Source organism: Bradyrhizobium sp. HKCCYLRH2047, assembly GCF_051168175.1.
Classification (GTDB): Bacteria; Pseudomonadota; Alphaproteobacteria; order Rhizobiales; family Xanthobacteraceae; genus Bradyrhizobium.
The window spans coordinates 1-12,248 of record NZ_JBNPUM010000018.1 but is presented as its reverse complement, the minus strand read 5'-3'; the positions used below and the strand labels follow the sequence as shown (position 1 = coordinate 12,248).

The window sequence follows — 12,248 nt, the reverse complement described above, 5'->3', positions numbered from 1 at the left end:
ATCAGACTAGAGCCATTCCAAGGCGCACACAAAGGCAAATTTGCAACGCTGCCCCTCATGCACAGTGTGCGCTGCCGCATTGCAGGCGCGATGCCGCCGCGTGCTGCGATGCGGGAGGTGGTGCGACAAACGATGACGGACTGGTGACGATGGTGACCTTTACAGAACGAATGAGCGGACACGCGAGTTGCTCCGCACTCGGTCGTCATGCCCGGGCTTGACCCACGGCTGTCCGGTTCAGACAGACTGGACATGGTGCATGGCGTGGATTCTTCTGCGGTCTTGAGCATCGCCAAATGTTCGAGACACACCAGGAAGGTCCCGCCATGCCGCATCAGAATACAGTATTCCGAGACATTCTGAAGTTGGTCCCCTGGCATCGCTTCGAGGCGCTTGTGGACGAGCATGGCACGGACGCGCGGATTCGACGGCTTTCCACCAAAGACCAATTTGTGGCGCTGCTGTACGGTCAGCTTTCGGGGGCTTCCAGTCTGCGTGAGATTGTCACCGGGCTGTCGAGCCACACCGCGCGGCTTTATCACCTGGGTGGGGGCCCTGTCCGCCGCTCGACTTTCGCGGACGCCAATATGAATCGGCCTGCGGAGATGTTTGCCGCCCTGTTGGCCATCATGATGAAGCAGGCCCATCGCCGGTTACGCCGCAAGCTTGCCGAGACGACGTATTTGATTGATTCGACCAGCGTACGGCTGACAGAAGCCAGCGCTGGCTGGGCACGGTTCTCTACCGGTGTCTGCGGTGCCAAGGTGCATGTGATCTATGATGCCGACGCCGACCGGCCGATTTATGCGGCAATCAGCGGAGCCAACGTCAACGACAATACTGCAGCGCATCAGATGCCCATCGAGCCGGGAGCAACCTACGTCTTCGATCTCGGCTATTATGAATATGCTTGGTGGGCTCAACTGGACGCCGCCGGTTGTCGAATCGTGACCCGGTTCAAATCCAATACGCCGCTGCGGGTCGTGGAGGAGTTGCCTGTCATCGCGGATGGCAACATCCTCTCCGACCGCATCGGCTTCCTTCCACAACGCCAAGCCTACAGCCGCCGCAATCCAATGCAGACTGCGGTGCGCGAAGTGCGCGTCACCTTGGAAACGGGAAAGATCCTGCGCATCCTGTCGAACGACCTCGATGCCAGCGCTCAAGAGATCGCCGACCTCTATCGTCGCCGCTGGGCCATCGAGTTGTTCTTTCGTTGGGTCAAGCAGACCCTCAAGATCACCAGGTTCCTCGGGACTTCTGAGAACGCCGTTCGTATCCAGATCGCCGTTGCCCTGATCGCCTTCCTCTTGCTTCGCCTCGCGCAAGACCTTCAGAAGGCAATCCAAAGCCCCTTGGTCTTTGCCAGATTGGTCCGCACCAACCTCATGCATCGCCGCCCCATCGATCAATTGCTCACGGGGCCACCCCAACTTGCCAAAAACCCACAACAGTTGAGCCTCGCAATATGCGGAAGCTGAACCGGACAGCCGTGGGCTTGACCCGGGCATCCACCTTTCCAAGATTTCCGAAGAGGATGGATGGCCGGGTCAAGCCCGGCCATGACGGCGGGGAATCAGACTGGCCAACTAACGCGCCGCAATATCAGCGCGGCTGAGGTCCCACATCAGGCGATAGATCCCGGCCGAAATCTGCGTCGCCAGCGGGCCGTCGACCGCCGCGAAACGCGTCGTCATCAAGGTCGCGATGGCGTGGCTGTCGGTGCCGTCGATCAGGATGAACCAGTCGGCGTCGCGCGAGCTCGCTGGAACGCCAGCGGCGGGGCCGGACAGATCCGCATCGCCTTCGAGCAGGTGCATCGAGATCACGCCCTTGAGGTCGTACGGGTCAAGCTCGATCTGCAATGCCTCGCGCAACGCCTTGTCCTGCTCCGGCTTCGGGCGCAGCCGGATGATGCCGAGCACGGCGCCGCGGCCGGCCCCTTTCGAGATCGTGATGCGTGCGACGCTGCGGATCATGTTCTTGAACCGCGCCATCACCGCCTTCGACCATTCTGTCGGCGACTCCAGCCGGGCGCGATAGGCCGGACTCTCGAGCACGCCGATCGTCTCGGCGGAGTACAGGCACAGATATTTCGGGCTGCCCTGCTCGGCGACATAGCGTCGCGCCTCGATGAAGCCGGGAATGGCGACGCGCTCTTCGAGATGCTCGCTGTCGTACCAGTGGTTGAAGTCAGCCTCGTGAGCGGCATCGATGTTCATCGACGTCAACAGCATGCCTTTCCCGGCGATGGGCATCTCGAGCCTCCTGGTGCGTGTGGCTGATCCTCATGCTGAGGAGGCCGCCAAAGGCGGCCGTGTCGAAGCATGAGGCCCGAAGCGTCGCGGGCCTCATGCTTCGACACGGCGCTGGCGCGCCTCCTCAGCATGAGGGGAATGAGTGATGTGTTTAAGGCGCTGTCGTGCGCGTCGCCAGATCGCAGATGGCTTTCATGACCGCATCGCGGATGCCGGGGTCATAAAGATTGTGACCTGCGGCTTCGACGACACGGATTTCGGCGTCGCGCCAGATGTCCGCGAGCCTTGCCGAGGTGGAGGGCGGACAGAGCAGGTCGTAGCGGCCCTGCACGATGATTCCGGGAATTCCGCTGAGCCTGCTCGCATCACGCAGCAACTGGTCTTTCGCCATGAAGCTGTCCTGAGAGAAGTAATGCGCCTCCATGAACGGCGTCGCCGGCAGCGCGCTGCCGGAGCGGATGGCGAGCCGATCCAGATGGGCGCGCGCCGGTTTGATCTCGGACAGCGCCCGCTCGGTGTCGTGCCAGGCGCGCGCGGCCGGACCGTGGATCGCCGGATCGGGATCGAGGATGCGGCGGAAATAGGCCTCGCAGGGGTTGGCGCGCTCGTTCTCCGGCAGCATCTCCAGGAAGTCGCGATGCAGGGCAGGGTGAAAGCGCGCCAGCGTCTCGCCGAACGCCGTCTCCACCTCCGCGCGCGTGCCGAGAAAGGTCGCGCGCAGCACCAGGCCGCTCACGCGCGCTGGATGCGCCTGGGCGTAGGCCAGCGCCAAGGTCGCGCCCCAGGAGCCGCCGGCGACGATCCATTTCTCAAAGCCGAATTTCGTGCGGATCGCCTCCATGTCGGCGATCAAATCGTGCAGAGTGTTGTTGTCGCGGCTGCGCGCGGGACGCGAGCGGCCGGCGCCGCGCTGGTCGAACAGCACGGCGTGGAAGCGCTCGGGATCGAACAGCCGGCGGTGATCCGGCTGGCAGCCGGAGCCGGGTCCACCGTGCAGGTAGACGGCGGGTAGGCCGCCGACTCGCCCGGCGCTCTCGACATAGATCTGATGGCCGCCAGAGACGTCGAGCCATTCCGACGTCAGCGGCGCGAACGGATCGCTGCGGCGCGCGGAGGCGCGGCCGGCTTCGGCGTCAGGCATCATTGCTCTCAGGCGTGCCGCCGGCGAAGTTGCGATACAGGAAGCGGTCCTGGCCGGAGGCGGCATCGCGCTCGGCCTGCTTGAAGATGCTCTCGTGCAGCGGCGACAGCGTGCAGGCCGGATCGGTGTTGGCGGCGTCGCCGGTCAGCGCAAAGGCCTGGCAGCGGCAGCCGCCGAAATCGATCTCGCGGAACTCGCAGGATTTGCACGGCTCCTTCATCCAGCCGGTGCCGCGATAGCGGTTGAAGGCCTCCGAGTTCTGCCAGATCCAGGCGATCGAATGGTTCGAGCGCACCGACATGAAGTCGAGCCCGGTGATGCTCTCGGCGGCGTGGCACGGCAGGATCTTGCCCGACGGCGAGATGTTGAAGAACTGCCGGCCCCAGCCGCCCATGCACTTCTTCGGCCGCAGCGCGTAGTAGTCCGGGACGACGTAGTCGATGGTCAGCGTGCCCTTCAGCCGCTCGCGCGCCTCCTCGACCAGGCGGTCGGTCTCCTCCAACTGGGCGTAGGTCGGCATCAGGCTGGCGCGGTTCTTCAGCGCCCAGCCGTAATATTGCACGTTGGCGACCTCGAGCCGGTCGGCATCGAGATCGACCGCCATCTGGATGATGTCGGGCAGCTGATGCAGGTTCTGCCGGTGCATCACGGCGTTCACCGTCAGCGGCATGTCGAGCTCGCGGGTCCAGCGCGCCACCTCGAGCTTCTTGGCGTGGCCGCCCTTGTAGCCGCCGACGCGGTCGGCGACATCAGGCTCATTGCCCTGGAAGCTGATCTGGACATGGGACAGCCCGGCATCGGCCAGCTCCTTCAGCCGCTCGCGCGTCAGCAGCACGGCCGAGGTGATCAGGTTGGTGTAGAGTCCGACGTCGTTGGCATGCTGCACCAGTTCGACCAGATCCTTGCGCGCCGTCGGCTCGCCGCCGGAGAAGTGGATCTGCAGCACGCCGATCTCGGCGAGCTCGGACAGCACCTTCTTCCACTCTGCCGTGGTCAATTCCTGGCCGGCGCGGTCGAGCTCCAGCGGGTTGGAGCAATAGGGGCATTGCAGCGGACAGCGATGCGTGAGCTCGGCCAGCACGGCGAGCGGAATGCCGAAGGTTTCGGCCACGGAGCCGCGCCGCTCCAGCACGGCGAGGCCGTCATTGCTGTCGCTGGGCGGTGAGGTGTCGGTCAGCTCGGTCATGATGTCGTCTCCCGAACCTCGGTCAGGAATCCCTTGTCGGCGAGATCCTGCAGCATGGCGACGACGTCGATCGCGATCACGTCACGCGGCGCGGCGTATTTCGCCGCCAACTCGTCGATGATCCCGGCGACGCTGCGCGTACCGTCGCACAGCTTGAGCACCTCGACCGCGATCTCATCCGGCGCCAGCACCCGCTCGGGGGCGAGGATCACCCAGACCTGGCGCGTCTCGTCGAACTTCAACTTCGTATGCCGCGGCAGCACCACGCGGCTGGTCTCGGTGACTTGGATGTGACGCGGGGCCATGGTGGGGTTCTCTAGCAAGTGTGGTCGTGAGGGAGCACAGCGGCTGCACAGAGCGCGCCGCCACTCCCCTCCTTCTTGCGGGGAGGGGTCGCGGGTGGGGGTCTCCGGAAAGATTGCCCGTGTGGACCCCCCACCCCGACCCTCCCCCGCAAGGGGGGAGGGAGCCCTGTGCCCGTGTGGTGAAAGGCTCGCTGCACAACGCGCACGCTCACCCCTCCTTCGGCACGAACGCACCCGGCGGAATGTGCCCCTCGACATACGCGTGATACAGCGCGTCGAGCTGCACCCACAGCACGTTGGTCTTGAAGATCAGCGCGTTGCAGACCGCGGCGCGCTGCTCCGGCGTGGTGGCGTGCTCCTTGACGTAATGCAGCGCGAAATTCGCATCGCGCGGCGCCTGGGTGAGACGCCGCTTGAAGTAGCTCATGGTGTCGTTGTTGACGAAATCGTAGTGCTCGAGCATGCCCGAGATGCGCTCTTCATGGATGCTCGGCGCGAACAATTCGGTCAGCGACGAGGCGATCGCCTCCAGCGGCGAGCGGTCGCGGCAGAAATGCACATAGGCTTCGACCGCAAAGCGCGTGGCCGGCAGGATGCCTTCGGTGGATTCCACGTAGGCGGTGTCGAGGCCGAGGCCTTCGGTCAGCTTGATCCAGCGCTCGATGCCGCCCTCGCTGCCGACATCGCCATCATGATCCTCGATGCGGTGGCGCCATTCCAGCCGCGTGGCGCGGTCGCGGAAGCGCGTCATCACCATCGCATCCTTCAGCGGGATCGTCGACTGGTAGTAGTAGCGGTTCAGCGCCCAGGCCTGCACCTGGCCCTTGTTGAGCTTGCCGCCGTGCAGCAGCTTGTGGAACGGATGATGGTTATGATAGCGCGTCGCCCCGATGTGGCGCAGCGCCGCTTCCAATTCGCTCGCATTGTTCAGCGTCACGCCGCTGCCGATCGACAGCGCCGTCATTCCGCTCAGATTGACCTCACTCACAGTACGATCTCCATCCCTTCAGCGGGGATTTCCCATCCCTCGCGCTCCAACGTTTGCCGCTCGGGTGAGGCGTGCAGCCACGCCGGATTGGAGTTGTTGATGTGCAGGAAGACCTTCCTGCCGATCGCGAGGTCCGCCAGCTGCTTGATCGCACCGCTTTCTCCGGACATCGCGATATGCCCCATGCTCTGCCCGGTCTTGTTGCCGAGTCCGGCCTGGATCATCTCGTCGTCGCGCCACACCGTGCCGTCGAACAGCACCAAGGGCGCGCCCCTCAATCTCGTTCTCAGATCATCGTCCACGGCCGCACAGGCGGCGATGACGTAGCAATATTGCCCGCCCTCGAGATCGGCGATCTTCAGGCCCAGCGTGTCGCCGGTCGAGGAGCTGCCGCCGGGATGCTGCTTGTCGCGCAGATACCACGCGCTCGTTCCCGAGACGGCGAAGGCCGTGATCTCCAGGCCCGAGGGCCTGCCGTCCTGCAGCAGCGGCCGGAACGGCACGTCGATCACGATCGGCACGCGCTTGACGGTCTCGTCCTTCAGCACATCGAAGATGTTGTTCGAGCGGAGGATCGCAAGCACCTTGGGGTGCGCATGGATCGAAAATGGCGAGCTCTCGCGCATCGACAAGAGGCCGGTCACCGCATCGATCTCGCCATTGGTCAGGATCACGCCGGCGATCGGACTGTGGCGCAGGGCGCCTGGCTTCGGATGCAGCTGCGGCGTGCGGGTGACCTGCTGACGCAGATCGGGCGAGGCGTTGATCAGGAACCAGTTGGCGCCATCTGCGCTGACCGCAACCGAGGCCTGACTGTTGCTGATCTCGGGATGTGAGGTGCGCGCGGCACGACACACGGCGCAGCCGCAATTCCACTGCGGCACTCCACCGCCCGCGGCGGCGCCCAGGACGACGAGGCGAAGCATGAGCCGTCTCCTGGAATTCAGCTGTGGTGGCGCACGCGATTACCAGCGGCAGGATCACCGACGGACAGGCTGACCGACGGTCAGGATCGCCCGCAGGGAAGGTGACGAGGGTGGGACATCCGACCAGCGCACGGGCTGGCACATACGCGGTCGCTGATCCCCACCCTCAAGCGTCGACGTCCTGATCGCCGAGACCTGGACGTCACACCCGCGAATTATTTGCGGGCCGCGCAGGCGTACATGTTGATTTCCATGCCGACCGGCACTTCAACGATCTTCGGTGCTTTCCAGGCCATTGTCCTCTCCTTCAAGACGGGACGGTTATCGTCCTCAGCAATAAACTACCGTGCTACGAAAAGTTCGCCAGTGGAATCTTTTTGTTTGAGCCTCTCAGGCCTGTTTATTGCAGTGCGAAGTTGCAGATGCGAGTTGCTGCCGTTTTCGTCGGATTGAGCCGTGAAAACAACGAATTCGTGATCGATGGCTTCGCAACGCCGTACAATTCAGCCCCTAGCTTGAGGGGCTGAGCTGGCCGGATAAAGCAGTCGTGAGATGTTCGAGACTTCAAAACCCCAGCGCGCGACCCCATTGGAAGCTGATGATGCCTAGATATTTCTTCAACACACGGATCGGCGAGGAACTGGTCTCCGACACCGACGGCGAGGTGCTGCGCAATCCCGACCGCGCCTGGGAAGTCGCGCGCGACATGATCAAGGAACTGCTGCGCACCGAAGGTGGCAACGCGGCGCTGATGACGGCCGTCATCGAGGTCACCGACGAGGACGGCGAGATCGTGCTCGAGTTCCCGTTCTCCGAAGCGATCTTCAACATGCCGGCGCAGTCGATGACGCGCCATTGAGCGCAGGACGGCCGCATCGCCGCTTCCCGAACGCCCGCGTGCGTGCGGCCGAGGTCAGACCGAATGGCGCGGGCGCGCGATGTCGCCGCGCGTGCTGGCGATGCCCATCTCGAAACTGTCGGCGATGCGGCGGGCGCGGACGATGAAGAGCTCCGCGAGCTCGGGCGCGAACAGGTCCTTCGCCGTCGTCTCGAACAGCCGCAGCCAGCGGTCGAAATGCCCGCCTTGCAACTCCAGCAGCAGATGCGGCCGCATCGGCGCGCCGCTGTAGCGGCCCGTCTTCAGGAACATCGACGACCAGAAATCACTGATCCTGCCGATATGTTCGTCCCAATCCTCCACCGTACGGTTGAAGATCGGGCCGATCAGCTCGTCCTCCCGTGCGCGGCCGTAGAAGGTCTCGACCAGCAGGCGGATCGAGGCGTCGTCGAGGTCCGGATGTTGAACGGCGAGGGGATGGCGGTCGGGCTGGGCGGCAGGCATGGTCATGGTGTTGCATATAGGCACTCGCAGCGCCGATGGAAAGGTTGGAGCCATCCGGGCCTCATGGTTCGAGACGCCCGCCTCCGGCGGGCTCCTCACCATGAGGGGAGGCATCACAACGCGGAAGAATTCCTGCCGCACCCTCAGCCCCTCATCCTGAGGAGCCCGCCGGAGGCGGGCGTCTCGAAGGATGGCCGCAACAGCGGTGTTGCAGCCCGCCGGTCACGGCAGGCTGACGAACTCCACCCAGTTCGGCTTCTTGCCGACGGCATGGGACTTGATCTTCTCCAGCGCGCCGCTGGCCGGGTCGATCCGATACACCGTCATCCCGTTCGACACTTCGCCGACGGCGGCGAGGTAGCGCCCGGTGGGATCGATGGCAAAGCCGCGCGGCTGGGTTTCGGTCGGCACGCTGCCGATCGGGCTCAGGCGCCCGCTGGCCGCATCGACCTTGAAGCCGGCAATCGTGTTCGAGCCGCGCTCCGAGGCGTAGAGGAACTTGCCATCGGGCGTCGCATGAAGATCCGCCGCCCAGGGCTTGCCGGTGAAGCCCGAGGGCAGGGCGGTCGTGCGCTGCTGCTCGCTCCAGGTGCCTTTCTCGGCATCATAGGCGTAGACCGCGAGATCAGCGTTGAGCTCGTGCAGAAGGTAGATGAACTTGCCGTTCGGGTGGAAGATGAAGTGCCGCGGCCCGGACTTCTCCGGCGTCTTCACCGTCAGCGCCTCCTTGGCCGTCAGCGTGCCGGTGGCGGCGTCGAAGGCGAAGCCGAGCACCTGGTCGGAGCCGAGATTGGTCGCGAACACGAAGCGGTTGTCGGGCGAGGGCAGGAAGGCATGCGCGTTCAGCCCAGTCGGGATCACCTGGCCAGGTGCGGCGACCACGCCGTTCGGCTGGACCGGATTCACCGCCACCTTGTTGCCGCCATAGGAGGCGCTGAACAGCACCTTGCCGGTGCGGTCGAAGGCGATGTTGGCCATGCTGTCGGCGAGCGGCCCGTTGCCGATGTGGCTGAGCCGCCCGGTCTTGGCGTCGATGGCGAAGCTCTCGGCGACGAATGGCTGTGACCGCACGCCGGCGATGAGCACCCGCTTGTCCGGGCTGACCGCGAGCGGGGTCGACGAGCCCGGCTTCTCCACGCCCACGAAGGCAGCCGTCTGCACCGGGGTCATCTCGCCCGAGGCGGCGTCGAACTTGAACACGCTGATGTCGTTGCTGTCGGCGTTGCCGACATAGGCGTAGGTCTCGGCCTGGCCGGCGCGCGGCGCCAGCGTTGCTGCAGCGGCGAGAACGAAGGTTGCGGCCATGATGGTGCCCGGTCTGATCATCTGTTTCCCCCTTTGTGATGTTGTTGCTTCAGCTCTTAAAGTCGAATGTGAAGCTTGACCAAGCCTGATTCCGGATCGATCGATGCAGGTTGGGTATCGATCGTTCGGGCGTCGCGTCGAGGCATCCAGGCCTCATGGTTCGAGACGCCCGCCTGCGGCGGGCTCCTCACCATGAGGATTTGGTCGCGAGGCCGGCGCGGCACATTGACCATGAGCAGCTCGCTCATCATGAGGGGAGGCATTGCAATGTGCCGCGAACATTCGGCGGCACACCCTCAACCCTCGTCTTGAGGAGCCCGCCGCAGGCGGGCGTCTCGAAGGACGGCCGCGGGCACGGCTGCTCTGCAACATGAGCGTGAGACGCAGGCCAGCGGGACCGCGCTTGTGCATGGCCACCTCGCCTGGCGCGGCTTTCTCCGTGCTCTCCGTCGCGCTAAGAACGCGAGACCACCACGGAGCTTCCCATGACCGATCTCTGGCGCCTGCCGGCTGCCGATCTTGCCGCCCTCATCAAGTCGAAACAGGTCTCCGCCCGCGAGGCCGCGACATCCGCGCTGGCGCGGCTCGATGCGGTGAACCCCGCGATCAACGCCGTGATCGATCACCGTCCAGACGAGGTTCTGAAACAGGCCGACGCCATCGACGCCCGGCTGGCGAACGGCGAGGATCCGGGGCCGCTCGCCGGCGTGCCAGTGACGATCAAGGTCAATGTCGACCAGACAGGCTTCGCCACCACCAACGGCCTCAATCTGCAGAAGGACGCGATCGCCTCGGCCCACAATCCGGTCGTCAACAACTTCGTCAAGGCCGGCGCCGTGCTGCTCGGCCGCACCAACACGCCTGCGGTGTCGTATCGCTGGTTCACCAGCAACCTCATCCATGGCCACACCAGGAATCCCCGCGACCCCGGCATCACCCCGGGCGGCTCCTCCGGCGGCGCCGGCGCGGCGACCGCCGCCGGCATCGGCCATATCGGCCACGGCACCGATATCGCCGGCTCGGTGCGCTATCCCGCCTACGCCTGCGGCATCCACGGCCTGCGCCCGACGGTCGGCCGCATCCCCGCCTTCAACACCTGCCTGCCGGAGCGCCCGATCGGCCCGCAGATCAGCGCCGTCTCCGGCCCGCTCGCCCGCACGGTCAACGACGTCAGGATCGCGCTCGCAGCGATGTCGGCGCGCGACGTCCGCGACGTCTGGTGGATGCCGGTGCCGCTCGAGGGCCCTCCCTTGCCGAAGCGCGTCACGCTCTGCGTCAACCCCGACGGCCTCAACCCGGTGCCGGAAGTCGTCGCCGCGCTGCGCGATGCCGCCAGGCGGCTCGAAGCCGCCGGCTGGGCCGTCGAGGAGATCGCGGACACGCCGCCGCTGCAGGAGGCCGCGCTGCTGCAGACCCGGCTCTGGCTCGGCGACGGCTACGAGGCGCAGCTCGCCGCAGCCGAGAAGGAAGGCGATCCCGGCGCGCTGGCCTGCCTGCGCGGCGTCAGTGACAAGGTTCATCCGTTCGACCTCTCGGCGACGCTGGCCCGCCGCGCCGCGCTGACCCGGCAATGGCTCCTTTTCATGGAGCAGCATCCGCTGCTGCTGATGCCGGTCTCCGGCATGCTGCCGTTCGCCGACCAGCTCGACCGCAAGGACGAGGAGTCGTTCAGGCAGGTCTGGCATGCCCAGCTCACGCAGATCGCCATTCCCTTCTTCGGCCTGCCGGGCCTGACGGTCTCGACCGGCATGGTCGGCCGCGTGCCGGTCGGCGTCCAACTCGTCGGCCAGCGCTTTCGCGAGGACATGTGCCTCGCCGCGGGCGAGGCCATCGAGGCCGGCGGCACGCCGCCGTCACCGATCGATCCGGTGCTGGGCTGATGGCCAGCATCTACGATTTCACCGCGACCTCGCTGAAGGGCGAGGAGGTGCCGCTGCAGCGCTTCGAGGGCCAAGTGCTCCTGATCGTCAACACCGCGAGCGCCTGCGGCTTCACGCCGCAATATCGCGGCCTGGAGGCGCTGCACCGCGCCTATGCGGACAGGGGCTTTGCCGTGCTCGGTTTTCCCTGTAACCAGTTCGGCGCCCAGGAGCCCGGCACGGCCGAGGAGATCGGCGCGTTCTGCGCCGGCAAGTACGACGTCACCTTCCCGCTGTTTGCGAAGATCGACGTCAACGGCGCCGACGCGCACCCGCTGTACAGGTTCCTGAAGGGCGAGAAGACGGGCCTGTTGGGCTCGGCGATCAAATGGAATTTCACCAAATTCCTGGTCGATCGCACCGGCCACGTGGCATCGCGCCACGCGCCGACCACCACGCCCGAGGCGCTGAAGAAAGAGATCGAGGCACTGCTGTGAGCGACAACGAGACCTTCACCTTCCCCGACCGTCTCTCGGTCGATCCGAAGAGCCCCTATTACAACGCGGAGATCCTGTCGCGCGACGTCGGCATCCGCTTCAAGGGCGCCGAGAAGACCAATGTCGAGGAATACTGCATCAGCGAAGGCTGGATCCGCGTCGCCGCCGGCACCGCCAAGGACCGCCACGGCAACCCGCTGACCATCAAGGTGCATGGGCCGGTCGAGCCGTATTTCAAGGATTGAGGATAGGGTCGAGCGCCGCCTCTTGCGCCCGTCCTCAAGTCTGAGGCATCGGCCCCTCAACGATCGTCCGCCCTCAGGATGGGGCACCCTGCCAACCCCATCGTCATGCCCGGGCTCGTCCCACGGCTGTCCGGTTCAGACAGACTGGACATGGTGCATGGCGTGGATTCTTCTGCGGTCTTGAGCATCGCCAAAT

Annotated in this window: 14 protein-coding genes; 5 read left to right on the top strand and 9 right to left on the bottom strand. The window is 65.2% G+C overall.

The features are described 5' to 3' along the window. The first annotated feature begins 326 nt into the window (after positions 1-326). Positions 327-1,481 carry an IS4 family transposase gene (locus ACQR1D_RS29395; RefSeq protein ID WP_315800429.1) on the top strand — a complete coding sequence of 385 codons (1,155 nt, stop codon included), beginning with the start codon at positions 327-329 and terminating at the stop codon, positions 1,479-1,481. A 108-nt stretch (positions 1,482-1,589) separates the two neighbouring features. On the opposite strand, the gene ACQR1D_RS29390 is transcribed toward ACQR1D_RS29395, so the two are convergent. The 7 genes from ACQR1D_RS29390 to pqqA all read right to left on the bottom strand — a co-directional run bounded on the left by ACQR1D_RS29390 (position 1,590) and on the right by pqqA (position 7,100). Beyond that, the gene (locus tag ACQR1D_RS29390; protein ID WP_434894232.1) at positions 1,590-2,258 is read right to left on the bottom strand and encodes a hypothetical protein; all 669 of its coding nucleotides are present in this window, start codon (positions 2,256-2,258) and stop codon (positions 1,590-1,592) included. A 151-nt stretch (positions 2,259-2,409) separates the two neighbouring features. Next, a complete protein-coding gene (pip, locus tag ACQR1D_RS29385) occupies positions 2,410-3,399 on the bottom strand; it encodes a prolyl aminopeptidase (protein ID WP_315805803.1) in 990 nt (329 codons plus the stop codon). Continuing rightward, complete coding sequence (pqqE, locus tag ACQR1D_RS29380) at positions 3,392-4,585, bottom strand: pyrroloquinoline quinone biosynthesis protein PqqE (RefSeq protein ID WP_316177760.1); 1,194 nt, start codon at positions 4,583-4,585, stop codon at positions 3,392-3,394. The genes pip and pqqE overlap by 8 nt, the downstream gene beginning before the upstream one ends. Then, entirely contained in the window at positions 4,582-4,890 is a 309-nt protein-coding gene (gene pqqD, locus ACQR1D_RS29375; RefSeq protein WP_315805801.1) for a pyrroloquinoline quinone biosynthesis peptide chaperone PqqD, read from the bottom strand. Before pqqD ends, pqqE begins: the two co-directional genes overlap by 4 nt. 208 nt (positions 4,891-5,098) lie before the next feature. Further along, the gene (gene pqqC / locus ACQR1D_RS29370) at positions 5,099-5,854 is read right to left on the bottom strand and encodes a pyrroloquinoline-quinone synthase PqqC (protein WP_409998002.1); all 756 of its coding nucleotides are present in this window, start codon (positions 5,852-5,854) and stop codon (positions 5,099-5,101) included. Positions 5,855-5,874: 20 nt separating this feature from the next. Then, a complete protein-coding gene (pqqB, locus tag ACQR1D_RS29365) occupies positions 5,875-6,804 on the bottom strand; it encodes a pyrroloquinoline quinone biosynthesis protein PqqB (RefSeq protein ID WP_316177764.1) in 930 nt (309 codons plus the stop codon). Between the two features lie 215 nt (positions 6,805-7,019). Beyond that, entirely contained in the window at positions 7,020-7,100 is an 81-nt protein-coding gene (pqqA, locus tag ACQR1D_RS29360; RefSeq protein ID WP_012029362.1) for a pyrroloquinoline quinone precursor peptide PqqA, read from the bottom strand. A gap of 305 nt (positions 7,101-7,405) precedes the next feature. Here pqqA and ACQR1D_RS29355 point away from each other — a divergent pair, with 305 nt between their 5' ends. After that, a complete protein-coding gene (locus ACQR1D_RS29355) occupies positions 7,406-7,663 on the top strand; it encodes a DUF6894 family protein (protein WP_172111173.1) in 258 nt (85 codons plus the stop codon). Positions 7,664-7,717: 54 nt separating this feature from the next. On the opposite strand, the gene ACQR1D_RS29350 is transcribed toward ACQR1D_RS29355, so the two are convergent. Together ACQR1D_RS29350 and ACQR1D_RS29345 are read right to left on the bottom strand one after the other, a co-directional pair. Continuing rightward, on the bottom strand, positions 7,718-8,152 hold the full coding sequence (locus ACQR1D_RS29350) for a group III truncated hemoglobin (RefSeq protein ID WP_315805810.1): 435 nt from the start codon (positions 8,150-8,152) through the stop codon (positions 7,718-7,720). Positions 8,153-8,368: 216 nt separating this feature from the next. Continuing rightward, positions 8,369-9,472, bottom strand: coding sequence for a lactonase family protein (locus tag ACQR1D_RS29345; protein WP_316239244.1), 1,104 nt, complete (start codon positions 9,470-9,472; stop codon positions 8,369-8,371). Between the two features lie 464 nt (positions 9,473-9,936). Between ACQR1D_RS29345 and ACQR1D_RS29340 the strand changes: the two genes are divergently transcribed. The 3 genes from ACQR1D_RS29340 to ACQR1D_RS29330 are packed head-to-tail and all read left to right on the top strand — an operon-like array spanning position 9,937 to position 12,052. After that, the gene (locus ACQR1D_RS29340) at positions 9,937-11,331 is read left to right on the top strand and encodes an amidase family protein (protein WP_316239245.1); all 1,395 of its coding nucleotides are present in this window, start codon (positions 9,937-9,939) and stop codon (positions 11,329-11,331) included. Then, a complete protein-coding gene (locus ACQR1D_RS29335) occupies positions 11,331-11,807 on the top strand; it encodes a glutathione peroxidase (protein WP_316217648.1) in 477 nt (158 codons plus the stop codon). The genes ACQR1D_RS29340 and ACQR1D_RS29335 overlap by 1 nt, the downstream gene beginning before the upstream one ends. Next, positions 11,804-12,052 carry a DUF3297 family protein gene (locus ACQR1D_RS29330; RefSeq protein WP_006614234.1) on the top strand — a complete coding sequence of 83 codons (249 nt, stop codon included), beginning with the start codon at positions 11,804-11,806 and terminating at the stop codon, positions 12,050-12,052. Before ACQR1D_RS29335 ends, ACQR1D_RS29330 begins: the two co-directional genes overlap by 4 nt. Positions 12,053-12,248 lie beyond the last annotated feature (196 nt).